Below are 23,619 nucleotides of genomic sequence, written 5' to 3'. Positions count from 1 at the left end.
ATAGTTGAGAGTGCGCAGTGATGCTGCGCATACATTCTTCATCGAAGGAGTCGGGCATCATGAAGGCGTTCATCGAATTGCTGGGCAAGGCGATGCAGAACACCGGGGCGACGTTGCGACTGTGCTTGTTGATCACGGTCACCGCCGGGGCGTACTTCGTCAGTCAGGTGAAGTAGGACGCGAGGGACTTAGAGGAAGAGGCATCGGTGATCACAGAAGCGGCAGACCGGGCAGCAGAGGTGGCCGAGCGGTTGTGGCGGGCGTACGCGCCCTATAGGCGCGGCCGCGGCACGGCCGGAGACCTCGACGCGATGCTGGCGATTCTGGTGCTGGCCGCCTTTGTGGAGGCGGAAGGCCGGTTCGAGAGCGATTTCGTGAAGCGGTGGAAGCGAGTCTCGGCGGAGGCTGCCGTCGGCTTCTCGCCGGTGGCCGGCCTGCGGGCAGCCTTGCAGGAGGCGGCCGGGCGACCGGGCTTTCCACTGCCCTGGTCGGCCGACCTCGACCTCGGGGCCGGGCCGGACGACGCCGCCTGGATGACGGCTTTCGTCGCGGCGCTCGACCGGGGCCCCGGCCTCGGAGAGGTCGCGGTGTCCGACGTATGTGAGCAGCTGCTTCAACGCCACGCCGCAGAAGGGGCTTTGTCGGGGGGAGAGTTCTACACGCCGCGTGGGATCGCTGATCTGCTCGTGCGGCTGGCCGACCCCTGCCCGGGGGATCGAATCATGGATCCGGCCTGCGGTACCGGAAGCGTGCTGGCGGCCGCCGTTCGGCACCTTGCCGAACGGGGGCCGCTGGGTGACAGCTCGTTCGAGGCGTACGCGGTGGATCGGAACAACGTGCGCCCGGCGATGTTGAACCTGGCCCTGCACGGGGTGAGTGTGCCGCAGGTCGAACTGGCAGACCCGGAGACGCTGTTGCGGGACCGGAACCTGGGCCGTGCCGACCGGGTGCTGAGCAACCCGCCGTTCCACCAGCGGATCGAGGGGTGGGGACAACGGCAATTCCTCGCGCCGCCGGAGTCGAGCGCCAATTTCGCCTGGCTGCAGCTCGCCTGGTCCCAGCTCAAAGAAGGAGGCGTCGCGGCGGTCGTGATGCCTGCGCGAGCGGCATGGGCGGGAGGCGCAGAGGCACTGATACGTCGTCAGATGATGGCCCAAGCCGCGGTTCTCGCGGTGATCGCTCTGCCCGCGCATCTCTTCGCGGGCACCAACATCGCCGTGCATGTCTGGGTCCTCGGTCGAGGCCGGTCCCGTCCGGAGCGCCGGCGTGACTCCGTGATGTTCATCGATGCGCGCAGCACCGGGGGCCGGTCGTCGGAGCGCCCCCGCCTACTGTCCGCCGAGACCGTCGATCGCATCGCGGACCGTTTCCGGCTCTGGTCCACAGGCTCGGAGGAGGTCGACGAGCCGGGATTCTCCCGGTCGGTCGCCTACGCCGAACTCATCGAGAACGCGGGCAACTTGGACCCGCGGGCCTATCTGTGGACGGAGACCGGTCCGGGCGAGGCCACAGATCTGAACGCCATGCTGGCCGATTTCGAGCGGCGCAACCGCGAGACGTCAGAGTTCGGGGTGGAACTGGCGCGGATCGCCGGCGCGCAGGAGCCGGACGGCATTCGATACCAGAAGCTGCCGTTGAAGAACGTGGTGAGCGGCGGGTCGACAGCCGGCGGTCGTCCCGTGCGGCTGCTCGCAGGGCCTTCGGGAAGCCTGGTCCGCGCTCAGGACTACGTGGAGGCCGGAGGGGTGCCCGTTGTCATGCCGAAGGACATCTCGGACACCGGCTTCGTCGAGGACGGCATCAAGTACATCTCCGAGCGGCACGCCGAACGACTCGACCGCTTCCGGCTGCATCCCGGGGACATCGTGGTCGCCCGAAGGGGCGACCTCGGGCGATGCGCCGTGGTCGGAGAAGAGCAGCAGGGCTGGCTCTGCGGCACCGGCTGCTTCGTGATTAGTCCTCCCGGCACCGTCGACCCCCGCTACTTGGCGGCGTTCCTGCGCAGCCCCGGAGCTCGCGCGTGGCTCGACACCCACGCGACCGGGAGTCTGGCTCTGCGGACCATCTCGCTCGACGTGCTCGGGATGCTGCCCATCGCCCTTCCCGATCTCGACGTCCAACGGTCCATCGGCGAAGCCATGACGAGCTTCGACGCCCATGAGCGGCGCTTGCTGGACCAACTGGCGATGACACGCGAGATGCGCAGTCAGGCCCTGAACAGCTACCTGGCGAGATGAGGACGTGGAACCCTGCCCGGAAGTACCGCCGGCATTCGGGTGCGCAGGGCCGTCTCCGAACGGGTGCTTGACTGCCTCGGTGACATTGCTGGTCAACCCCGGCGACCGATCCGGAGCGAGTTCGCCGGAGGCCCGCAGCGGGCCGTTTCGGCCCAGACCGGGGCGACGTGGCTGTGCCGCAGGGGGACTCGGTCACTGTCGTGCGCGAGGATGGGGTCCATGCCGAACCGCCTGGCCCATGAGACGTCCCCCTATCTCCTGCAGCACGCCGACAACCCCGTCGACTGGCGGCCCTGGTCGCCCGGGGCATTCGAGGAGGCCCGCGAGCGCGGGGTGCCGGTGCTGCTAAGTGTTGGTTACAGCAGCTGCCACTGGTGCCACGTCATGGCGCACGAGTCCTTCGAGGACGACGCCACGGCCACCTATCTCAACGAGCACTTCGTGAGCGTCAAGGTGGACCGCGAGGAGCGGCCCGATGTCGACGCCGTGTACATGGAGGCCGTGCAGGCCGCGACCGGGCAGGGCGGGTGGCCCATGACCGTGTTCATGACGCCGGACGGCGAGCCGTTCTACTTCGGTACGTACTTCCCGCCCGAGCCGCGGCACGGCATGCCGTCGTTCCGGCAGGTGCTCGAAGGCGTCCACAGCGCGTGGGCCGACCGGCGGGACGAGGTCGCCGACGTCGCAGGGAAGATCACCCGGGATCTGGCCGCGCGGGAGCTCGACCACGGCGCGGGCGGGCTGCCCGGCGAGGACGAGCTGGCGCAGGCGCTGCTCGGGATCACGCGGGAGTACGACCCGGGGAGCGGCTGGCTCGGCGCCGGGGACACCAAGTTCCCGCCGAGCATGGTCATCGAGTTCCTGCTGCGCCACCACGTGCGGACCGGATCCGAGGCGGCCCTGGAGATGGCCGAGGGCATCTGCGAGGCGATGGCCCGCTCCAGCCTCTACGACCAGCTCGGCGGCGGCTTCCACCGCTACGTCCTGCGCCCGCGTCCCGGGGCCACGCTCGTGCCGCACTTCGAGAAGATGCTGTACGACAACGCCCTGCTGTGTCGCGTCTACGCCCACCTGTGGCGGGTCACCGGGTCGGAACTCGCGCGCCGCGTAGCCCTGGAGACCGCCGACTTCATGGTGCGCGAGCTGCGCACCAACGAGGGCGGGTACGCCTCCGCGCTGGACGCCGACAGCGACGACGGTGCGGGTCGCCATGTGGAGGGCGCGTTCTATGTGTGGACGCCCGCGCAGCTCGCCGAGGTGCTGGGCGAGCGGGACGGCGAGGCGGCGGCGCGGCACTTCGGGGTGACCGAGGAGGGCACGTTCGAGGAGGGAGCGTCCGTGCTTCAACTCCCGCACGGTGAGGGTGAGTTGGCGGATGGTGTACGTGATCGTCTCCTCGCGGCGCGTGGGCTGCGGGTGCGTCCGGGGCGGGATGACAAGCTGGTCGCGGCGTGGAACGGCCTGGCGATCGCGGCGCTCGCCGAGGTGGGCGCGCTCTTCGACCGGCCGGACCTGGTCGAGCGCGCGACCGAGGCGGCGGACGTCGTGGTGCGCATCCACATGGACGCCCACGCGCGGCTCTCCCGTACGTCCAAGGACGGCCAAGTCAGCCTGCATGGCGGCGTGTTGGAGGACTACGCCGATGTCGCCGAGGGCTTCCTCGCGCTGGCCTCGGTTACGGGGGAGGGGGTGTGGCTGGAGTTCGCGGGTTTCCTGCTCGACATCGTCCTCGACCAGTTCGTCGGCGAGGAGGGTGTGCTCTACGACACCGCACACGACGCGGAGAAGCTCATCCGGCGGCCCCAGGACCCGACCGACAACGCGACGCCCTCCGGGTGGACGGCGGCGGCTTCGGCCCTGCTGAGCTATGCCGCACACACCGGGTCCTCGGCGCACCGGGAGGCGGCGGAGGGGGCGTTGGGGGTGGTCCGGGCGCTCGGGCCGCGGGCGCCGCGGTTCATCGGGTGGGGGCTTGCGGCGGCCGAGGCGGTGCTCGACGGGCCCCGGGAGGTCGCGGTCGTGGGCGCGCCCACGGATCCCCTCACGGGGGCGTTGCACCGTACGGCGTTGCTTTCGGCGGCGCCGGGGGCGGTGGTGGCGGTGGGGGTGCCGGAGGGGGAGTTTCCTTTGCTCGCTGGGCGGGGGCTGGTGGGTGGGGGGCCGGCGGCGTATGTGTGTCGCCGGTTCACGTGTGAGGCGCCGGTCACGACCCCGGAGGACCTGGCCGAGGCCCTGACGTAGCCCCGCCGCGGGGAGTTGACCGGGGCCGGCCCCGGCTCCCTGGGGCTGCGCCCCGGACCCCGGGGGGTTTTCCCACCCTCCCGCCCGTGCGGCAACTCCGAAGGTGCGGCTCCCCGGGGCTGCGCCCCGGACCCCCCGAGGGGCTCCGCCCCTCCAACCCCGGCGGGGGCTCCGCCCCCTGCACCCCCGTTCGCGCCTAAAGGGCGCTCGTCCTCAAACGCCGGACGGGCTGGGTATGCCTCTGCTGGCCGGCATCGAGCAGCTGGACGGGCTGAGGTTGCCTCTCCTGGCCGGCATCGAGCAGCCGGGCGGGGCCGAGGATGCCCATGTGGGCCTGTGTCGAGCAGCCGGGCGGGGCCGAGGCTGTCCGCGCCGTCCGGCACCGGATGCCCAAGGGGCGCGGGGGAACTGCGCGACCAGCCACGCACGGTCCGCAGCCGAACCGGGGTTTCAAGGGGCGCGGGGAACTGCGCGAGAAGCGGGCGCGGTCCGCACCCGCAGGGCGGGGTGAGGGGCACGGGGAGCTGCGCGACCAGCCACGCATGGCCCGCGGGCGACCGGGGTTTCAAGGGGCGCGGGGAACTGCGCGAACGGCCCCACCGGCTCGCAGTCGACCGCGTCGACCCCGCCCGGACGCGGTCCACGGGGTCCGGGGCCGGGCCCCTACAGGGGAAGGCCCGCCTCCAGGGTGTCCAGGGTTTGGCCGATGAGTATCAGGACGTCGTCCTCATGGCCCCGCTCCGCCCAGTACACCGTCGTCTCGTGCAACGCCCCCAACACCGCCATCGCGAACACCCGCACCGCAAGGTCGACCTCCCCCCGCCCGCTCCGCTCCGCGAGCACCTCGCAGAGCTGCCGGCTCGTCGAGGTCATCGACTCCATCATGCGGGCCCGCAGCGCCGGCACCTCGGCCATCAGCCGCGTCCGCTGCACGACCTCCTCGCGGTCGTCGACCAGCGAGAGCCGCATCGCCTCGGTCACCACGTACCGCAGCGACTGTAGCGGCGGCTCCCCGGCCGGCCGGGACCGCATCTCCCGCAGCAGGACCGGGTCGAACTCGTCGGTGAGGACGATGTCCTCCTTGGAAGGGAAGTAGCGGAACACCGTGGAGGGGGACACCTCCGCCGCCTCCGCGATCTGCTCGACCGTCGTCGCCTCGTAGCCCTGCTCCGCGATCAGCCCGTAGGTGGCCCGGCGAATCGCGATGCGCGTCTTGACCTTCTTGCGTTCACGCAGGCTCAGCTGCGGGTGGAGGCTCTCGGCGAACGAGCCGGCGGAACCGGCCGGGTCGGCGGCGGGGCTGGTGCGGGACGTGGCGGCCATGGTCGTCATTGTCCGCCGTCGGACGCGGCCCGGATGCGGCCCCGGCCACGTCACGGCCCACGTCACGGCCCACTGCACCGCCCACGCCGTCGGACGCGCATTCGGACGCGGCCCCGGCGCGCGCTGCGCCGTGGCCCTTGGGACGGCCGATCCGAGAGTCGTCCGTACCGTCCGTGCTATCCGTGCCGTCCGTGCTATCCGTGCTGGTAGGCCACGAGCGAGATCCCCACGTAGTGCACGACGAACGCCGCGAGCGTCAGCGAGTGGAACACCTCGTGGAAGCCGAAGAAGCGCGGGGACGGGTTCGGACGCTTGAGGCCGTAGATGACGCCGCCCGCGCTGTAGAGCAGGCCGCCCACGATCACCAGGACCAGTACCGCCACGCCGCCGGCCCGCATGAAGTCGGGCAGGAAGAAGACGGCGGCCCAGCCCATCGCCAGGTAGCACGGGGTGTAGAGCCAGCGCGGGGCGCCGATCCAGAACACCCGGAACAGGATGCCGGCCACCGCGGCCGCCCAGATCGCCCACAGCAGGACCCGGCCGGTGGATCCGGGCAGCAGGAGCAGGGTCAGCGGGGTGTAGGTGCCCGCGATGATGAGGAAGATGTTGGCGTGGTCGAGGCGGCGCAGGATCGCCTCGCCGCGCGGGCCCCAGTTCCCCCGGTGGTAGAGGCCGCTGACCCCGAAGAGCAGACAGGCGGTCAGGGCGAAGATCCCGCAGGCGATCCGAGCCTTGGTGGAGCCCGCGAACGCGGTCAGTACCAGGCCCGAGACCAGCGCGGCCGGGAACATCCCGGCGTGCAGCCAGCCGCGCATCTTCGGCTTCACCATCTGGGTCACCGGGTCGATCGCGTGAGCCATCACCTGATCAGTCATGGTCCGCATGCTACCTACGGCTCCGTAAGTTACGCATAGGTACGGCTTGTTACTCAACGTCGGGTGGTCGTCGGGTAAGTGAACGGCAAATGGCAGTTAAGAAGGCGGTAAGTGGTGATGCTCACGTGAGAGGCCCCCTGGACATATGGGCGAACGACGCGGAAGATCAGATGAGTGCGGTCGGCACCGGATGAGCGCCAAGAGGATCCACGGGGTCAAGCATCCGGGTCGCAGCCCCCACGGGGCGGCAATGAAGTAGTACGTCAAACCCTCCCGAAGACCTCATCTAGGAGCGATCGTGGCGCGCGATATCGCGGCTCCCCTCTCTGTCCCCACCAAGCACCAGGAACTGATCTCGTGGGTCAACGAGATCGCGGAACTGACCCAGCCGGACAGTGTGGTCTGGTGCGACGGATCCGAGACCGAGTACGAGCGCCTGTGCGGAGAGCTCGTCGCCAAGGGCACGTTCAAGAAGCTGGACGAGGCCAAGCGCCCCAACTCGTACTACGCCGCGTCCGACCCGCGCGACGTCGCCCGGGTCGAGGACCGCACCTTCATCTGCTCCGAGAAGGAGGAGGACGCGGGCCCGACCAACCACTGGAAGGCCCCCGGCGAGATGAAGGACATCTTCGCGGGTGAGAAGGGCATCTTCCGCGGCTCGATGCGCGGGCGCACCATGTACGTCGTCCCGTTCTGCATGGGCCCGGTCGGCTCGCCGCTGTCCGCGATCGGCGTCGAGATCACCGACTCCGCGTACGTCGCCGTCTCGATGCGCACCATGACCCGCATGGGACAGCGCGTCCTGGACGAGCTCGGCACCGACGGCTTCTTCGTGAAGGCCGTCCACACCCTGGGGGCCCCGCTCGCCGAGGGCGAGGCCGACGTGCCGTGGCCCTGCAACACCACCAAGTACATCTCGCACTTCCCCGAGTCGCGCGAGATCTGGTCCTACGGCTCGGGCTACGGCGGCAACGCCCTGCTCGGCAAGAAGTGCTACGCGCTGCGCATCGCCTCCGTCATGGCGCGCGACGAGGGCTGGCTCGCCGAGCACATGCTCGTCCTGAAGCTGACCCCGCCGAACGGTGAGGCGAAGTACGTCACGGCGGCCTTCCCGAGCGCCTGCGGCAAGACCAACCTCGCCATGCTGGAGCCGACGATCCCCGGCTGGAAGGTCGAGACGATCGGCGACGACATCGCCTGGATGCGCTTCGGCGAGGACGGCCAGCTGTACGCGATCAACCCGGAGGCCGGTTTCTTCGGCGTCGCGCCCGGCACCGGCGAGCACACCAACGCCAACGCCATGAAGACCTTGTGGGGCAACTCCGTCTTCACCAACGTCGCGCTCACCGACGACGGTGACGTGTGGTGGGAGGGCATGACCGAGACGGCGCCCGCGCACCTCACGGACTGGAAGGGCAACGACTGGACGCCCGCCTCCGACACCCCGGCCGCCCACCCCAACGCCCGCTTCACGGTGCCGGCCGGGCAGTGCCCGACCATCGCGCCGGAGTGGGAGGACCCCAAGGGCGTGCCGATCTCGGCGATCCTCTTCGGCGGCCGACGCGCCTCCGCGGTGCCGCTGGTGACGGAGTCCTTCGACTGGAACCACGGCGTCTTCCTCGGCGCGAACGTCGCGTCCGAGAAGACCGCCGCCGCCGAGGGCAAGGTCGGCGAACTGCGCCGCGACCCGTTCGCGATGCTGCCGTTCTGCGGCTACAACATGGGCGACTACATGGCCCACTGGGTCAAGGTCGGCGCGACCGCCGACGCCGCCAAGCTGCCGAAGATCTACTACGTGAACTGGTTCCGCAAGAACGACGCCGGCAAGTTCGTGTGGCCCGGCTTCGGCGAGAACAGCCGCGTCCTGAAGTGGATCGTGGAGCGCCTCGAAGGCAAGGCGGACGGCGTCGAGACCCCCATCGGCATCCTGCCGACGAAGGAGTCCCTCGACACCGACGGCCTCGACCTGCCGGAGGCCGACCTCGACTTCCTGCTCAAGGTCGACACGGAGATCTGGCGCGAGGAGGCGGCGCTGGTCCCCGAGCACCTCAACACCTTCGGCGACCACGCGCCCAAGGAGCTGTGGGACGAGTACCGCGCCCTGGTCTCCCGCCTCGGCTGAACCGGCCCCTTCGAAACCCCCTCCGGTCCTGGCCGGCCGCCTGTCCTGGCACGGCCGGGCCGGAGGTGTACGCGGCGGGCCGGTTCGACATCCGCCCTGACCTGTGGGGGTCACACGTGACCCGCCGCGCCCCGTCCGGCCCCCGGAGCCCCCTCACGGCTCCGGGGGCAGGACCTTTTCAGCTCAGCAGCCAGGCTCCGGCTCCCATGGCGGCCAGGACGCCGCAGACCGTCAGGTTGACGCCCTTGTGCGCGAGGAAGATCGCCGCGAACTCGCGGAGCGTCGCACTGGGCCAGAAGTACGCCGCCGTGGGCGACCCCACCACCTGCCCGTCGACGCCGGTGGCGCGCGCCGTCAGTGCCGCCCGGAAGGCGTGGAAGTTGTTGGTCACGATCACACACGTGTAGTCGGGCGCACCGGCGGCCATCAGCTCCGCGCTGTAGCGCAGGTTCTCCTCCGTCGTGGCGGAGCGGTCCTCCAGCAGGATGTCCCCGGCCGGAACGCCGCGCGAGGTCAGGTACGCGGCCATGGCATGCGCCTCGGGCAGCTTCTCGTCGGAGCCCCGGCCGCCCGAGACGAGGAGCAACGGGCGTTTGCCCCGGTCGCGTTGACCCTCGTAGATCCGCCGTCCGCGGTCGAGACGGCTGGCCAGGAGCGGCGGCACCCGGTCGCCGCCGGTGAGTCCGCAGCCGAGGACGACCACGTAGTCGAGGTTCTTGCGCGGCTGGAGGCGCCCGTAGAGGAAGGCGTACCCGATGAAGCAGAAGAACAGGAACGACACGTAGCCGACGATCAGCGTCAGGGTGACGCCGGCGATCGCCAGGGTGCGGGAGCCGCTCACCACGGCGGCGATGAGAAGGGCGACGAGGCCGAGGATGCCGAGGCCGGCCAGGAAGGACAGCAGGTTGGCCGGGCTGCGGCCCTCCCTGCGGATCATCTTCATGCCGTTGGAGAGCAGCAGGAACGGCAGCGCGCACGCGCCTGCCACCGGCACGAGGAGGAGCGCGATCGTGGCCCATTTCAGGACCGGGTGCGCGGGGCCGGTCGTGTCGTCGACCAGGACGAGCAGGGCGAGGGTCAGAAAGACGATGGCGAGGCCGAGGTAGACGGCGTTGCTGAAGCGGCGGCGGTCCCGCAGGACGCCGATGACGAACAGGAGGAGGAACAGAGCCGCGAGGGCATAGGCGAACACGCCCACATCGTAGGCAGCGCCGGGGAGTTGCGCGGGGCCGGGCCGAAGCCCGCCCCCCCCCGCACTTCAGGGGCACCCGGTCCGCAGACCTCCGCGGCTCGCGGACCGGGGCCGATCAGGGGCCGCTCAGGAGGCGGCGGTGAGAGCGCCGGCGGCGGCGTGGGCGTCCATGCGCTCCGCGGCCAGGATCGCCGACGCGGTGTCGGCGCGCGAGGCGGCGACGACCAGAGCGCGGCCGGCCAGCGCGTGGGCGCGCGCGTGCAGGGCGCTCGCATCGGCGCCGCTGAGCCCCGCGTGCCGCACCGGGGGGAGACCGCCGCGCAGCCGGGCCACCTGGCGGGCGATGGCGTCGCCGGCCTCGGTGAGTCCGAGCTCGTCGGTCACGGCGAGCAGCGCGGAGAGGTGGCCGGCCAGCTGGATGTCGAGCTCGTCCTCGCGGGAGCGGTGCGGGATGCGCTCGCTGTCGGCGGCCACGGTGCGGTGGACCGACTTGGTGCGGATCGGCTCGTACATGGGAATGGCCTCCTGAACGTTTCAGGAAGCCATCCTAGCTTAGATTCTGTCTAAAGTTGAGCCCGGCCCAGTCGTGGTGGCCGGTAGTGGCCGGGCGGCGGGCGGCTCTGGCTACATCTGGCTGTAGCCCTCGAGGAACGTCCCGATCCGTGTCACCGCGTCGGCCAGATCCTTCGCCGCCGGCAGCGTCACGATCCGGAAGTGGTCGGGCTCGGGCCAGTTGAATCCGGACCCGTGCACCACCATGATCTTCTCGGCCCTGAGCAGGTCGAGCACCATCTGCCGGTCGTCCTTGACCTTGTAGACGTCCGGGTCGAGGCGCGGGAACAGATACAGGGCGCCCTTCGGCTTCACGCAGGTGACGCCGGGGATCTTGGTGAGGAGGTCGTACGCCGTGTCCCGCTGTTCCAGGAGGCGGCCGCCCGGCAGCACCAGCTGATCGATCGACTGCCGGCCGCCGAGCGCGGTCGCCACCGCGTGCTGGGACGGCATGTTCGCGCACAGGCGCATGTTCGCGAGGATGGTCAGACCCTCGATGTACGACGAGGCGTGGGCCTTCGGCCCGCACACCGCGAGCCAGCCCGAGCGGTAGCCGGCCACCCGGTAGTTCTTGGAGAGACCGTTGAAGGTGAGCACCATCAGGTCGGGGGCGATCACCGCGGTCGGGGTGTGCGTGGCGCCGTCGTACAGGATGCGGTCGTAGATCTCGTCCGAGCAGACGACCAGGTTGTGGCGGCGGGCGATCTCGGTGAGCCCGCGCAGCATCTCGTCGTCGTACACCGCGCCCGTCGGATTGTTCGGGTTGATGATGACGATGGCCTTGGTGCGGTCGGTGACCTTGCGCTCGATGTCGGCGAGGTCCGGCATCCAGTCGGCCTGCTCGTCGCAGCGGTAGTGCACCGCGGTGCCGCCCGCCAGTGAGACGGAGGCCGTCCACAGCGGGTAGTCCGGGGCCGGTACGAGCACCTCGTCGCCGTCGTCGAGCAGGGCCTGCATCGACATCTGGATCAGCTCGGAGACGCCGTTGCCGATGTAGACGTCCTCGACCCCGAGCTCGATGCCCTTGGTCTGGTAGTGCTGCATCACCGCGCGGCGCGCGGACAGCAGGCCCTTCGCGTCGCCGTAGCCGTGCGCGCCCGACAGATTGCGGAGGATGTCCTCCAGGATCTCGGGCGGGCACTCGAAGCCGAACGCCGCCGGATTGCCGGTGTTCAGCTTGAGGATGCGGTGGCCCTGCGCTTCGAGGCGCATGGCCTCTTCGAGCACCGGGCCCCGGATCTCGTAACAGACATTCGCGAGCTTCGTCGACTGGATCACCTGCATGACGGCCACCTTACGGGCGCGTTTCGCGGGGCGCCCAGCGTTTTGGGGCCGCCCGGGTGGGGGGCCCGTGCGGTCGGCTTCCATCGCAATGCGGCGGGGTCGGGTGGGGTGGGGGAATGGGGGGTGAGGGGGTGGGAAGGGCCTTGGAATGCGGGTCCGTGCGGACCGGGGTGAGACGTTCCCCACCCATTCCCCGCAAGGGCGCCGGGCGGGGGCTAGGCGGTCCGCAGGTCTTCGGCGGCGGCCAGGACCTCGCGAATGAGGGTGTCCACGTCGTCGACGGTGGTGAGGTAGTTGCAGACGCAGGCGCGCAGGACCGTTTCCCCGTCGTGGTGCACCGTGGCGACATAGGCGCGGCCGCGGGCCTGGACGCGCGAGGCCACCGCCGCGTGCGGGTCCGTCCGCCCCTGCCGGACGTCCGGTCGCGCGGCCAGGCGGAAGCAGATCACCGGCAGCGGGCCGCTCGCGCACAGCTCCAGCAGAGGATGCTCCCGGACGCGTCGGCGCAGGTGCTGGGCGAGGTCCTGGTAGTGCTGGAGGAGGGCGATCACACCGGATCGGCCGAGGTGGCGCAGGGTGGCCCAGAGGGTGAGGGCGCGGGTGCCGGGCCGGGTGAGTTCGATCGTGTAGTCGGACATCCAGGGCCAGTCCTGGTCGCCGTCGAGGTAGGAGGCGCGGAAGGCGAACGCATCGCGCAGCCGGGAGGGGTCGGTGACGAGGGCGGCGCCGCAGCCGACCGGTACGGACAGCGCCTTGTGCGGGTCGACGGTGAGGGAGTCCAAGCCGTCGACCCCCCGGTAGAGGGGGGCCAGTTCGGGGACCAGGGCGCCGAGCCCGCCCCAGGCGCCGTCGCCGTGGTGCCACAGGCCCGCCCCGCGACACACCTGGGTGATCTCTTCGATCGGGTCGATGGCGCCGGTCGCGGTGCTGCCGAGGTTGGAGACGACGCAGAACGGCAGCAGGCCGGCCGTGCGGTCGGCGTCGACCATCGCCCGCAGGGCCTCGACGTTCATGGACCGGTCCGGCGTGGTGGGCACGGCGCGCAGCCGCCAGGGCGGCAGGCCGATCACGGCCGCGGCCTTCGCGACCGACATGTGGGCCTGGTCGCTGTGGTAGGCGACGAGACGCGCGTGGGCCTGGTCGTGGGCGGGGCCCGCGGCCGCGCCGTGCCGCCGCAGGAACCAGGTGCGGGCAGCGCCCAGACAGAGCAGGTTGGCCATCGAGCCGCCGCTGGTCAGCACTCCGCCCGCGGTCGGCGCAAGGCCGGCCAGCGAGGCCAGGTCCCGGAGCACTCCGCGTTCGAGATCCATCAGGGCGTGCTCGCCCATGCCGCAGGTCGCGTTGACCGCGGTCGCCAGAAGCTCGGCGATCACCCCGGCCGGGGACGGCGGCGAGTTGATCCACGCGAAGAAGGCGGGGTGACCGTTGCCGGTCGGGTACGGGGCGATGGCCCGGTCGACGAACTCCAGCAGGGCGCCGAGATCCTGGCCGTCCTGCGGCAGCGACCCCGTGGCCATGGCCTGCCGGTGGGCCTGCGGCATCGGCTGGGACACCGGACGCTGTCCGATCCCCTGGAGATAGGCGGCAACCCACTCGGCGGCGGCTGCCAGCTCGTCCCGGAAGACCTTCGGCGCCACGGCCAACGGACCGGCACTGCCACCCAACTCGGCCTGGTGTGCGGCCGGTTGGAACGGGCGGTCGATCTCTGGCGATGTAGACATGGGGCGGCTGCGCCTTCGCTCGGGTGGCTCGGCCGGATGGCCATGATCCAGAACGACGCCTCTGTGTGAAGGTAACGCGCCGTCGCTTCCCCGCACCATGGCCCGTCGAGCCCGTAGCTCGTAGGTCCATGGCCATCCGGCCGGCCGGACTCGGAGGTCGACCGGTCCGCCCCGGCCCCGCTCGCCCCTCGAGGGCGCTACCCCTCCCGCGCAGGACCGGGTGCGCGCCGGGCCGTCAGGGACGACGCCAGGCCCGGCAGCCAGCCGAGGCACAGGCCCCAGGCCGCTCCGGACACCGCGCCCACCGCCCCGTACGCAAGCCAGCCCACCGGACCCGCGTCGGTCATGCGGGCCGTGACCAGGCCGCGCCACAGGCCCGACGCCGCGCCGCCCGCCACCAACGACGTCCAGCCCGCGAGGGCGCGGCGCCCGGGGCCCGCCTTCGGGCGCAGTCGGACATGGCGGCGCATGCGCAGCGCCGCCGCCGTCACCAGGACCGCCACCGCGAAGTCCTCGCACAGCAGCTGGGTCCAGCCCGTACTGCCCAGCGGCACCGCGCGCAGCGGCGGCAGGGCCAGTGGCGCCCCGAGCGCGCTCGGGACCAGGGCCCACCCCGCGTGCGCGGTGAGCGCGGTCAGGACCGGCGCAAGGCCGAGGAGCAGGGCGAGCAGCAGGCAGGGCCCGGCCGCCGCGGCCACCGCCGGAGCGATTCTGGGCAGACGCATGGCCGGACCCTAGAGGACGCGTCCTCCGATGAGAAGATGCTGAACAAGTCTCAACTAAGGCTGTGAACAGGGGTGTCGAGTGCGTCCCCGAGCCCCTAGAGTCCGGCCATGCGGCCACGGACGACGCCATGGACGACGCCATGGGCGATCGGGGGGACGGCGCTCGGCAGGGCGGTCGCCGCGGTCGCCGCACTCCTCGCCGCCGCGGCGCTCCTCATCGCCGTCGGCCCGGCCGGCGCGGGCCCCGCGCACACGGCCACCGGCCACCGCTGGATCACCGACGACCGGGGCCGCGCGCTCGTCCTGACCGGTCTCAACACCGCGAGCAGCGCCAAGTCCCGCCCCGACGGCCTGCCTTGGATCCAGGAGGCGGACGTGCGGCGCGAAGCGGACCAGCTCGGCTCCGACTTCGTACGCCTGCTCATCCAGTGGCGGAACGTGGAACCGAGCCCCGGCGTGTACGACGACGGCTACCTCGCGGGGATCGCCGAGCGGGTGCGCTGGTACGGGGCGCGCGGCTTCCACGTCATGCTCGACCTGCACCAGGACGTCTACGGCCCCGCCGTCAAGGGCAACGGCGCGCCCGCCTGGGCGACCGAGACCGACGGGCTCCCGGTCGCCGGGCGGGACCCGTGGGAGCTGACGTACATCGAGCCCGGCACCGTGCGCGCCTTCGACCACTTCTGGGGTACGCGCCGGGCGAGCCGCGACCTTCGGGCGCACTACGCGGCCGCCTGGGCGCACGTCGCCGCGCGGTTCGCCGACGACCCCGCCGTCCTCGGCTACGACCTGATGAACGAGCCCTTCGGCGGCAGTGTGCAGGGGCCCGCCTTCGAGGCGGGACCGCTCGCCGCGCTCTACCGGCAGACCATCGCCGCCGTCCGCGCCGTCGACCACGACTCCTGGATCTTCGTGGAACCGGAGGCGGTCAGCGCCAACTGGGGCCTGCCGAGCGGACTTCCGTACCTCGCCGACCCGCGCGGCGCCGGCGAGGCGGCCCGCATCGCGTACGCGCCCCACCTCTACCCGCTCCCCATGGACCTCGGCGGCGGCTACACCGCAGACACCGGCAGGTGGGTCGACCGCACCCTCGCCTCCTGGCGCGAGCAGACCGAGAGGACCGCCCGGCGGCTCGGCGCGCCGGTCCTGATCGGCGAGTACGGACTCGACGCGACCCTGCCCGGAGCGCTGGACTACGTCACCGCGGTGCGCGCCCTCGCCGACGCCATGGGCGCGGGCACCGCCTACTGGTCCAACGACCCAGGATCCTGGGCCCCTTGGGACCGGAGCCTGCACCCCACCCCGCTGCTCCCTGTCCTCGACCGCCCGCAGCCACGGGCGATCGCCGGAGACCCGGTCGCGTACGGCTGGGACGAACCGCACCGCACGCTCACGGTGAGCTGGCGCCCGAAGCCCGGCGTGCGGGGGGACACCGAGGTGTATCTGCCCGCCCGGTTCTTCCCGCGCGGCGCCGCGGTCACCGGCGCCGAGGCGGGGGAGTGGGAGGCCGACTCGCGCATCCTGCACGTCACTTCGCCGCACGCGGGCACGGGGACGGTCACCGTACGGATCCGCCCGCGCGCGGGCGCCGGAGCGGATTGAGCCACGTCCGGTCCCGCGGTGTTGTGCCGGGGCGCGGGGTGTTCCTAGCGTCCTGTGCGCGGCCGCACGTCCGTCGCTCCGTACGCACCTGGAGGCAGTGGCCATGCCCGTGACCGACCGGTCCCCTGGACGGCTGCGCTGGCGGCGGCTGCTCGCCGCCGCGCGGCGCGAGTACGACGCCCCGGCTCCCCACTACGACCGGGTGATCGAGCTGCTCGACCAGGTGGTGGGCGCCGCGGTGCCCGGCGCCGCGCTGCGCAGCGCGAAGGCCCTCCAGGCCCTCGCCCTCACCCAGCTCGCCTACTCGGCCGACTACGGCCCGCTGCGCACCGTCTATCTGACGGCGGCACGCGAACTGGCGACGGGCCCGCTCAGCGGGCCGCGGGCGTCCGCCGCACCGAGCGGCCCGCCAGCACGCCGGTCCGCCTGCCGTCCTCGATGACGAACCGGCCGTCGATCAGGACGTACGGGATGCCGACGGGCAGGGTGCGCGGCGCGGCGAAGGTGGAGCCCGCCGCGACGGTGTCCGGGTCGAACAGGACGAGGTCCGCGCGATAGCCCTCGCGGATCAGGCCCCGGTCGGGCAGCCGCAGGCGCGCGGCCGGGCGCGAGGTGAGGTGGGCGACCATCTCTTCGAGCGGGAGGATGCCCAACTCCCGTGCGTAGTGCCCGAGATAGTGCGGAAACGTGCCGTAGGCGCGCGGATGCGGCTTGACCCCCTGGAGGATGCCGTCGCTGCCCCCGGTGTGCGCGGGGTGGCGCATGATGGCCCGCACGTTCTCCTCGTGGCCGACGTGCTGAAGGATGGTGGAGCCCAGCTCGTCGTCGATGAGCAGCCGGCGCGCGGTGGCCCAGGGCGTCTCGCCGCGCAGGGCGGCGGACTCGGCGACGGTCCTGCCGACGCATCCGGCGAGCGCGGGGTGGCTCACGCCCGAGATCTCGATGGTGCTCCAGTCGATGGGCACGCCGTGACATCCGTCGGCGCCGACGACCTCCATGTGGTGCCGGATGCGTTCGGCGCCGTCGTCGTCGCGCAGCCGCGCGAGAATCGCCTCCGGTCCGCCCTCCCCGGCCCAACTGGGCAGCATCGCCACGAGAGTCGTGCACCCGGGGGTGTACGGATAGGTGTCGAGCGAGATGTCGGCGCCGTCGGCCAGGGCGCCGTCGAGCAGTGCGAGCAGGTCGGGCGCGCGGCCCTCGTTCACGCCGAAGTTCATCGTGGCGTGGGCGAGGTGGAGCGCGCACCCCGCGTCCCGCGTGAGCCGCATCATCTCCTCGTACGCCTCAAGGGCGCCGGCTCCGTAGGAACGGTGGTGGGGGCAGTAGTAGCCGTCGTACCGGGCGACGACGCGGCAGAGCTCGGCGAGCTCGGCGTCGGTGGCGTACATGCCGGGCGTGTAGGTGAGCCCGGACGACATTCCTACCGCGCCCTGTTCGAGCCCCTCGGCCACCAACTGGCGCATGTGGTCGAGCTGTCGGGGCGTGGCCGGCCGGTCGTCCCAGCCGACGGCGTACATCCGTACGGTGCCCTGCGGGACGAGGTAGGCGGCGTTGACGGCGATGCCGCGGTCGAGGCGGTCCAGGTACTCGCCGACGGTGCGCCAGTCGAAGTCGATGTCGCCGCCGTCGCCGTTCCACCCGGTGATGGCCCGGCGGACCTCGGCCAGCGTGCGGTCGTCGACGGGCGCGTACGACAGCCCGTCCTGGCCGAGGACTTCCAGGGTGACGCCCTGGGCGGCCTTCGCGCTGTGGTCGGGGTCGCGGAGCAGGGCGAGGTCGGAGTGGGCGTGCATGTCGATGAACCCGGGGGCGAGGGCGAGGCCGTGGGCGTCGAGGGTGCGGGTGTGCCGTGCGGCGCCGGTCAGTGAGGGGTCGCCGGGGCGTCTGATCTCGGCGATCCTGCCGTTGCTGAGGTGGAGGTCGGCGCGGTAGGAGGGGGTGGCTGTTCCGTCGATGACGCGGGCGTCCCGGATGACCAGGTCCATGCTGGGCCTCTCGTGTGTGGTGGGCTTTCCCCCGCGGCCATTCGCGCAGTTCCCCGCGCCGCTTGAAAACCCCGGTTCGCTTTCGGATACGGGCCGTGGACGGCTGGTCGCGCAGTTCCCCGCGCCCCTTGAAGGGCCGGTTTTCGGGTGCGGACCGTGCCCGCGTCCCGCGCAGTTCCCCGCGCCCCTGTAGGGCACCCGGCGCCGATGGCTCGCGCCCACCGCGGCGGAGCCGCGCCATGTCACAGCCCCGCGCCCCTTAGGTGTCCGGTGCCGGGCAGCATGGGCCATCTCAGCCCGTCATGGGGGTCCCCCCTGGCCCTTGAGGCCTTGGGGGAGTTTGAGGACGAGCGCCCTTGAGGCGCGATACGGGGTCTGGGGCGGAGCCCCAGGGAGCCGCACTCCTCACGTAGCCGCACGGGCGGGAGGGTGGGAGAACGCGCGAACGGGGTCTGGGGCGGAGCCCCAGCGGGGTGGAGGGTCAGAAGTAGGTGCGGAGGTAGTCCGCTACCGAGCCGTCCGGGCTCACCACCGGTACCAGCCCCCACTTGTCGAACACCGTGCACGGATGCGAGAGCCCCATCCCCACCCAGTCCCCGACGGACAACGAAACCCCCGGCTCCGTGCGAAGCCACCCGTGCTGATCGGAGAGCCCGGTCACGGAGATCCCCGCGGCGTCCCGCACCACCCCCGTCGCCGCGTCCCGCACCACCTGCGCCTCGGGCAGATCGAGGTCGTACGCCGCGTCCCGCTTGCCCGCGTTGACGAAGGCCTGCTCGGGGGACGGGCGCGAGACGACCTGGGCCCAGAGGCGGAAGGCCGGCTGGAGGGAGCCCTCGGAGGGCACCCGGTTGAAGGGGGTCAGCTTCCGGTAGTGCCCGTCGTCGTGCGAGACGTACGCCCCGGAGCGGAGCAACTTCAGTACGGGCAGCGACAGTTCGGGCACGGCCGCGAACACGTCCGCCACCGCGTCGAACCACGCGGAGCCCCCCGCACTGAGCACGATCCCGCAGTCCCCGAGCCCGGCGAACCGTCCCGCCCTGTCGAAGTCCGCCACCAGCGAGACCAGCCGGGCGAGGTAGGCGCGGACCCGCTCGGGGTCGGCCGACGGCACCTCGCCCTCGTATCCGGCGACCCCCACGAGCCGCAGCGTGGACGTGCCGGCCACCGCGTCGGCGACCTCCGCGCACTCCGCCTCCGTACGCACCCCCGTGCGCGCGCCCTCGCCCGCCGCGAGTTCCACCACTACGTCCACCCGCCGGGCGGCGCCCCGCAGTGCCTCGTCCATGAGCTCGACGCCGCGTACGGAGTCGACGTAGCAGATGAAGCGGAACGCCGGGTCGCGCTCCAGCTCCCCGGCGACCCAGCGCAGCGCCGCCGCGTCGACGAGCTCGTTCGCCAGGAAGATCCGCTCGATCCCGAACGCCCGTGCCACGCGCACCTGGTGGGGCACCGCGAGGGTGATGCCCCAGGCGCCGCGCTCGATCTGGCGGGCGAAGAGCCGCGGCGCCATCGAGGTCTTGCCGTGCGGCGCGAAGGCGAGGCCGTGGCGCTCCGCGTACGTCTCCAGGAGAGAGAGGTTGTGCTCGACGGCCTCCGCCGACAAGGTCAGGACCGGCGTGGTGAAGCCGCCGGTGAACAGGTCGCGGCGCTCGGCGGCCAGCTCGGCCACGGTGAGTCCCTCGGCGTCCGGCGGCAGGCCCTTGAAGCGGTGGTCGACGCGTTCGGCGCCCAGCGCCGCAAGCCTGTCTTCGCGATCGGTGGCTGCCACGGAAACCTCACCCTCCATCGAGAAGGGTGTTGCAACATCTGCAACACCCATTGCGTATATCGCTTGATGCTGTCTAACATCCGGGCCAGCGCCGGGTCAATGACCGGCCCCGGCCGCCCAGCAGCGAGGAGCCAGCAGTGACCACCGGATCCCCAGCCGTCACGGACGACGCCGACACCCCCGTCGACGTCGTCTGCCTCGGCGAGTCCATGGTCACCTTCCTGCCCGCGCTGCCGGGCCGCCTCGCCGATGTTCCGGCCTTCGAGCGGGCGATCGGCGGCGCCGAGTCGAACGTGGCCTGCGCGCTCGCCGCCGCCGGACACAGCACACGCTGGGTCAGCCGGGTCGGCGCGGACGGCTTCGGCGACCACCTCGTCGAGGCGGTCGGCTCGTACGGCGTCGACGTGCGGGCGGTGGCCCGCGACCCGGACCGGCCCACCGGCATCTACTTCCGCACCGCCGACGACCGGGCGGCCGACGGGCACGAGGTGCTCTACTACCGCGCCGGATCCGCCGCCTCCGCGATGTCGCCGGCGACCGTCCCGTACCGCGATCTGTGGACGGGCCGCATCCTGCACCTGTCCGGGATCACCGCGGCCCTGTCCGACGACTGCCTCGCCCTGATGCGCGACCTCCTGATGCACCGCCCCGGCCGCCCCCTGGTCTCGTTCGACGTGAACTACCGGCCGGGCCTGTGGCGGGACGCGGCCGGGCCGCGCGTCCTGCTCGACCTCGCCCGGGGCGCGGACATCGTCTTCGTCGGCGAGGACGAGGCGGAGGCCGCCTGGGGCCTGCGCGGCGCCGCCGCCGTGCGGGCCGCTCTTCCCGAGCCGGGCGTACTCGTGGTCAAGCAGGGCGCGGCGGGCGCCACCGTGTTCGCCGGGCAGGATCCGGCCGCCGTCACGGGGGCCCCCGGGTGTTTCGCGCCCTCCCCGCGCGTCGACGTGGTCGCCCCCGTCGGCGCGGGCGACGCCTTCGCCGCCGGGTTCCTCAGCGCCACCCTGCGCGACCTGCCCCTGCGCGACCGCATCCGGCACGGGCACCTCATGGCCGCCGCCGTGCTCACCGTCCCCGGCGACCTCACCCAGCCCCCGGCGCGCGCCCACGCCGACCGGCTCGTGGCCCTGGACGACACCGCCTGGGGGAGACTTCGTCTCGGCCCCGGGTGGACGGGGGACGACCAGGAGGTACGTACGCCATGAGCCAGACCGTCGACCGGGCGCTGAGCATCCTGCCGCTGCTCGCGCAGGGCCCCGCCGACCTCGGGCAGGTCGCCGACCGGCTCGGGGTGCACAAGTCCACCGCGCTGCGGCTCCTGCGCACCCTGCACGAGCACGGGCTCGTCTACCGCCAGGAGGACCAGCGCTACCGGCTCGGCGCCCGCCTCTTCGCCCTCGCGCAGGAAGCCGTCGAGAACCTGGACGTCCGCGAGATCGCCCACCCGCACCTGGTCGCGCTCAACGAACGGATCGGGCACACCGTCCACCTCGCCGTGCACGAGGAGGGCGAGGTCCTCTACATCGACAAGGTCGAGAGCCGCTACCCGGTGCGGATGTACTCCCGCATCGGCAAGCCCGTCGCCATCACGGTGGCCGCCGTGGCCAAGCTGCTGCTCGCCGACCTGCCGGAGGCCGAGCGCCGCGCCGTCGCGGAGAAGCTCGACTACCCCACCTACACGTCCCGTTCGACACCCAACGCCGCAGCCTTCCTCAAGGAACTGGCGACGGTGCGCGAACAGGGCTGGGCCACCGACCTCGGTGGCCACGAGGAGTCCATCAACTGCGTCGGGGCCCCCATCCACGGTGCGGACGGCCGGGTCGTCGCCGCCATGTCGGTGTCCGCGCCCAACGTCGTCGTCACGGCCGAGGAACTCCTCACCCTGCTTCCCCAGGTGCGCCGCACCGCGGAAGCGATCAGCCGCGAGTATTCCGGCACCGCACCCAACACCCCATCCGCACAAGGACGTTCCGATGACCGATAAGACCGCCATCACCCCGGCCACGCACACCACCCCGCCCGCCAAGTTCTCGCACGGCGTGCGCAAGGGCAACATCCTCCAGGTCGCGGGCCAGGTCGGCTTCCTGCCGGCGGTCGAGGGCCAGGCGCCGACCCCGGCGGGCCCCACCTTGCGCGAGCAGACCCTCCAGACCTTCGCCAACGTCAAGGCGATCCTGGAGGAGGGCGGCGCGAGCTGGGACGACGTGATGATGATGCGCGTCTACCTCACCGACGTGGACCACTTCGCGGAGATGAACGAGATCTACAACGCGTACTTCGAGGAGCAGGGCCTCACGGCCCCCACCGCCGCCCGCACCACGGTGTACGTGGGCCTGCCGGCCGGCCTGCTCATCGAGATCGACGCCCTCGCGGTCCTGGACGCGTAATTCCTTGACCGCCTTAGCCACACCGCTCGACCCGCCGCACGGTGCGGCGCCCCGGACCGCCGGGGCGCCGTGCCGCGGTCCCCCCTGCCCTGGAACCCCCCTGCTTGACAACGGAGTTGGCACATGTTGTTCCACGCTGTCGCGGCCGCCGCCCCACCACCCCCCGTACACACGGGCGGCATCCTCCCCCTCATCGGCGGCACCGCCGGTCTGCTGACCGTCGCCGTCCTGGGCATAGCCCTGCTGCTCTTCCTGATCATCAAGGTCAGGCTCCAGCCCTTCGTGGCGCTGCTCGCGGTCTCCATAGCCGTCGGCCTCGGCGCCGGGCTCTCGGTCACCGAGCTCTTCGGCACCGTCCAGAAGTCCGCCGCCGTCTCGGTCATCGAGTCCGGCATGGGCGGCATCCTCGGACACGTCGCGATCATCATCGGGCTCGGCACCATGCTCGGCGCGATCCTCGAAGTCAGCGGCGGCGCAGAGGTGTTGAGCACCCGCCTGCTCACGCTCTTCGGCGAGAAGCGCGCTCCCCTCGCGATGGGCCTCACCGGCCTGATCTTCGGCATCCCGGTCTTCTTCGACGTCGGCATCTTCGTCCTCGCGCCGATCGTGTACGCCGCCGCCAAGCGCTCCGGCAAGTCGATCCTGCTCTACTGCATGCCGTTGCTCGCGGGTCTGTCCATGACCCACGCCTTCCTGCCGCCGCACCCCGGCCCGGTCGCCGCCGCCGGTCTGTTCCACGTCTCGCTCGGCTGGGTCATCCTGATGGGCGCCCTCGTCGGCATCCCGTCGGTGCTCGCCGCCTGGGGGTACGCGGCCTGGATCGGCAAGCGCATCTTCGTCGCGGTCCCGCAGGACATGGTCGAGGCCGCCGAGGAGGCGAAGGCCGCCGTCGCCGCCGAACAGCAGGCCTCCGGCGTCACCCCGCGCGAGGAGCCGGTGTCGCTCGGCGCGGTGCTCGCCATCATCGGCACCCCGCTGATCCTGATCCTGGCCGCCACGTTCTCCTCGATCGCGCTCGACCCCTCCACGCTCCGCTCGGTCCTGGAGTTCTTCGGCAACCCGTTCGTGGCCCTGACCATCGCCCTGGTCCTCGCCTACTACCTGCTCGGCATCCGGCGCGGCTGGTCCCGCAAGTCCCTGGAGACGGTGTCCACTTCGTCCCTCAAGCCGGTCGGCAACATCCTGCTCGTGGTCGGCGCGGGCGGCATCTTCGGCGCGGTCCTGAAGGCGTCGGGCATCGCGGACGCGCTCGCCAGCACCTTCCACAGCGTCGGCCTCCCGGTGATTCTGCTGGCCTGGCTGATCTCGGTCGTCCTGCGCGTGGCCCAGGGCTCGGCGACGGTCGCCATCGTCACCACGGCAGGCATCGTGGTCCCGCTGGTGGAGGGCTCCGGCTACTCCCAGGCGCACCTGGCCCTGATCATCATGGCGATCTCGGCGGGCTCCATCTTCGCCTCGCACGTCAACGACGGCGGCTTCTGGATGGTCGCCAAGTACTTCGGCATCACCGAGCGCGACACCCTGAAGTCCTGGACGGTCCTGGAATCGGTCCTGTCGGTGGCGGGCTTCGTGGTGGCGGCCCTGCTCAGCCTCGTCATCTAGGAC

At 71.8% G+C, this 23,619-nt stretch carries 18 protein-coding genes; 9 read left to right on the top strand and 9 right to left on the bottom strand.

Annotated elements, in window-relative coordinates:
• Window positions 1–206 precede the first annotated feature (206 nt).
• Together OG432_RS11585 and OG432_RS11580 are read left to right on the top strand one after the other, a co-directional pair.
• Window positions 207–2,237 (top strand): N-6 DNA methylase, encoded by a 2,031-nt coding sequence (locus OG432_RS11585; RefSeq protein WP_328310466.1) that lies wholly within the window; start codon window positions 207–209, stop codon window positions 2,235–2,237.
• A 219-nt stretch (window positions 2,238–2,456) separates the two neighbouring features.
• Complete coding sequence (locus tag OG432_RS11580; RefSeq protein WP_328310464.1) at window positions 2,457–4,478, top strand: thioredoxin domain-containing protein; 2,022 nt, start codon at window positions 2,457–2,459, stop codon at window positions 4,476–4,478.
• A gap of 663 nt (window positions 4,479–5,141) precedes the next feature.
• On the opposite strand, the gene OG432_RS11575 is transcribed toward OG432_RS11580, so the two are convergent.
• Entirely contained in the window at window positions 5,142–5,801 is a 660-nt protein-coding gene (locus tag OG432_RS11575) for a TetR/AcrR family transcriptional regulator (protein WP_443058372.1), read from the bottom strand.
• A gap of 194 nt (window positions 5,802–5,995) precedes the next feature.
• The gene (gene trhA, locus OG432_RS11570; protein WP_443058371.1) at window positions 5,996–6,676 is read right to left on the bottom strand and encodes a PAQR family membrane homeostasis protein TrhA; all 681 of its coding nucleotides are present in this window, start codon (window positions 6,674–6,676) and stop codon (window positions 5,996–5,998) included.
• Between the two features lie 298 nt (window positions 6,677–6,974).
• On the opposite strand from trhA, the gene OG432_RS11565 reads away from it, so the two are divergent.
• Window positions 6,975–8,798, top strand: coding sequence for a phosphoenolpyruvate carboxykinase (GTP) (locus tag OG432_RS11565; protein WP_328310458.1), 1,824 nt, complete (start codon window positions 6,975–6,977; stop codon window positions 8,796–8,798).
• Window positions 8,799–8,976: 178 nt separating this feature from the next.
• Here the strand turns inward: OG432_RS11565 and OG432_RS11560 are convergent, their stop codons facing one another.
• The 5 genes from OG432_RS11560 to OG432_RS11540 all read right to left on the bottom strand — a co-directional run bounded on the left by OG432_RS11560 (window position 8,977) and on the right by OG432_RS11540 (window position 14,272).
• The gene (locus OG432_RS11560; protein ID WP_328310456.1) at window positions 8,977–9,990 is read right to left on the bottom strand and encodes a YdcF family protein; all 1,014 of its coding nucleotides are present in this window, start codon (window positions 9,988–9,990) and stop codon (window positions 8,977–8,979) included.
• Window positions 9,991–10,116: 126 nt separating this feature from the next.
• The gene (locus OG432_RS11555) at window positions 10,117–10,503 is read right to left on the bottom strand and encodes an SCO4983 family protein (protein ID WP_328310454.1); all 387 of its coding nucleotides are present in this window, start codon (window positions 10,501–10,503) and stop codon (window positions 10,117–10,119) included.
• A gap of 111 nt (window positions 10,504–10,614) precedes the next feature.
• On the bottom strand, window positions 10,615–11,826 hold the full coding sequence (locus tag OG432_RS11550; RefSeq protein ID WP_328310453.1) for a pyridoxal phosphate-dependent aminotransferase: 1,212 nt from the start codon (window positions 11,824–11,826) through the stop codon (window positions 10,615–10,617).
• 215 nt (window positions 11,827–12,041) lie between these two features.
• Window positions 12,042–13,547: a pyridoxal phosphate-dependent decarboxylase family protein gene (locus tag OG432_RS11545; RefSeq protein WP_328310452.1), complete on the bottom strand. Its 1,506-nt coding sequence runs from the start codon at window positions 13,545–13,547 to the stop codon at window positions 12,042–12,044.
• A gap of 197 nt (window positions 13,548–13,744) precedes the next feature.
• The gene (locus OG432_RS11540; protein ID WP_328310450.1) at window positions 13,745–14,272 is read right to left on the bottom strand and encodes a hypothetical protein; all 528 of its coding nucleotides are present in this window, start codon (window positions 14,270–14,272) and stop codon (window positions 13,745–13,747) included.
• A gap of 108 nt (window positions 14,273–14,380) precedes the next feature.
• Between OG432_RS11540 and OG432_RS11535 the strand changes: the two genes are divergently transcribed.
• On the top strand, window positions 14,381–15,874 hold the full coding sequence (locus OG432_RS11535; RefSeq protein WP_328310448.1) for a cellulase family glycosylhydrolase: 1,494 nt from the start codon (window positions 14,381–14,383) through the stop codon (window positions 15,872–15,874).
• A gap of 103 nt (window positions 15,875–15,977) precedes the next feature.
• Window positions 15,978–16,316 (top strand): alkyl sulfatase dimerization domain-containing protein, encoded by a 339-nt coding sequence (locus tag OG432_RS11530; protein ID WP_328310446.1) that lies wholly within the window; start codon window positions 15,978–15,980, stop codon window positions 16,314–16,316.
• Here OG432_RS11530 and OG432_RS11525 read toward each other — a convergent pair.
• Window positions 16,246–17,859, bottom strand: coding sequence for an N-acyl-D-amino-acid deacylase family protein (locus OG432_RS11525; RefSeq protein ID WP_328310444.1), 1,614 nt, complete (start codon window positions 17,857–17,859; stop codon window positions 16,246–16,248). The two genes, OG432_RS11530 and OG432_RS11525, sit on opposite strands and share 71 nt — an antisense overlap.
• 481 nt (window positions 17,860–18,340) lie before the next feature.
• Window positions 18,341–19,648, bottom strand: a complete 1,308-nt coding sequence (locus tag OG432_RS11520; protein WP_328310442.1) for an amino acid deaminase — start codon at window positions 19,646–19,648, stop codon at window positions 18,341–18,343.
• A gap of 119 nt (window positions 19,649–19,767) precedes the next feature.
• Between OG432_RS11520 and OG432_RS11515 the strand changes: the two genes are divergently transcribed.
• The 4 genes from OG432_RS11515 (at window position 19,768) to OG432_RS11500 (ending at window position 23,616) form a co-directional block, all read left to right on the top strand.
• Window positions 19,768–20,832, top strand: a complete 1,065-nt coding sequence (locus OG432_RS11515; RefSeq protein WP_328310440.1) for a sugar kinase — start codon at window positions 19,768–19,770, stop codon at window positions 20,830–20,832.
• On the top strand, window positions 20,829–21,611 hold the full coding sequence (locus OG432_RS11510) for an IclR family transcriptional regulator (protein WP_328310438.1): 783 nt from the start codon (window positions 20,829–20,831) through the stop codon (window positions 21,609–21,611). Before OG432_RS11515 ends, OG432_RS11510 begins: the two co-directional genes overlap by 4 nt.
• Complete coding sequence (locus OG432_RS11505) at window positions 21,601–22,014, top strand: RidA family protein (protein WP_328310436.1); 414 nt, start codon at window positions 21,601–21,603, stop codon at window positions 22,012–22,014. The genes OG432_RS11510 and OG432_RS11505 overlap by 11 nt, the downstream gene beginning before the upstream one ends.
• A 123-nt stretch (window positions 22,015–22,137) precedes the next feature.
• Complete coding sequence (locus tag OG432_RS11500) at window positions 22,138–23,616, top strand: GntP family permease (protein ID WP_328310434.1); 1,479 nt, start codon at window positions 22,138–22,140, stop codon at window positions 23,614–23,616.
• Window positions 23,617–23,619: the final 3 nt, after the last annotated feature.

Origin of the sequence: Streptomyces sp. NBC_00442, assembly GCF_036014195.1 — a bacterium.
In the GTDB taxonomy this organism is placed as follows: Bacteria; Actinomycetota; Actinomycetes; order Streptomycetales; family Streptomycetaceae; genus Streptomyces.
Note: the sequence above shows the minus strand (reverse complement) of the source record. Positions and strands in the feature narration are given on the sequence as shown.

What these genes read in the sequence shown, in the direction of transcription:
- OG432_RS11540 (WP_328310450.1), bottom strand. Translation starts at nt 14,272, where the DNA reads ATGCGTCTGCCCAGAATCGCTCCGGCGGTGGCCGCGGCGGCCGGGCCC.
- OG432_RS11555 (WP_328310454.1), bottom strand. Translation starts at nt 10,503, where the DNA reads ATGTACGAGCCGATCCGCACCAAGTCGGTCCACCGCACCGTGGCCGCC.
- OG432_RS11580 (WP_328310464.1), top strand. Translation starts at nt 2,457, where the DNA reads ATGCCGAACCGCCTGGCCCATGAGACGTCCCCCTATCTCCTGCAGCAC.
- OG432_RS11525 (WP_328310444.1), bottom strand. Translation starts at nt 17,859, where the DNA reads ATGGACCTGGTCATCCGGGACGCCCGCGTCATCGACGGAACAGCCACC.
- OG432_RS11575 (WP_443058372.1), bottom strand. Translation starts at nt 5,801, where the DNA reads ATGGCCGCCACGTCCCGCACCAGCCCCGCCGCCGACCCGGCCGGTTCC.
- OG432_RS11505 (WP_328310436.1), top strand. Translation starts at nt 21,601, where the DNA reads ATGACCGATAAGACCGCCATCACCCCGGCCACGCACACCACCCCGCCC.
- OG432_RS11535 (WP_328310448.1), top strand. Translation starts at nt 14,381, where the DNA reads ATGCGGCCACGGACGACGCCATGGACGACGCCATGGGCGATCGGGGGG.
- OG432_RS11520 (WP_328310442.1), bottom strand. Translation starts at nt 19,648, where the DNA reads ATGGAGGGTGAGGTTTCCGTGGCAGCCACCGATCGCGAAGACAGGCTT.
- trhA (WP_443058371.1), bottom strand. Translation starts at nt 6,676, where the DNA reads ATGACTGATCAGGTGATGGCTCACGCGATCGACCCGGTGACCCAGATG.
- OG432_RS11500 (WP_328310434.1), top strand. Translation starts at nt 22,138, where the DNA reads ATGTTGTTCCACGCTGTCGCGGCCGCCGCCCCACCACCCCCCGTACAC.
- OG432_RS11530 (WP_328310446.1), top strand. Translation starts at nt 15,978, where the DNA reads ATGCCCGTGACCGACCGGTCCCCTGGACGGCTGCGCTGGCGGCGGCTG.
- OG432_RS11550 (WP_328310453.1), bottom strand. Translation starts at nt 11,826, where the DNA reads ATGCAGGTGATCCAGTCGACGAAGCTCGCGAATGTCTGTTACGAGATC.
- OG432_RS11545 (WP_328310452.1), bottom strand. Translation starts at nt 13,547, where the DNA reads ATGTCTACATCGCCAGAGATCGACCGCCCGTTCCAACCGGCCGCACAC.
- OG432_RS11510 (WP_328310438.1), top strand. Translation starts at nt 20,829, where the DNA reads ATGAGCCAGACCGTCGACCGGGCGCTGAGCATCCTGCCGCTGCTCGCG.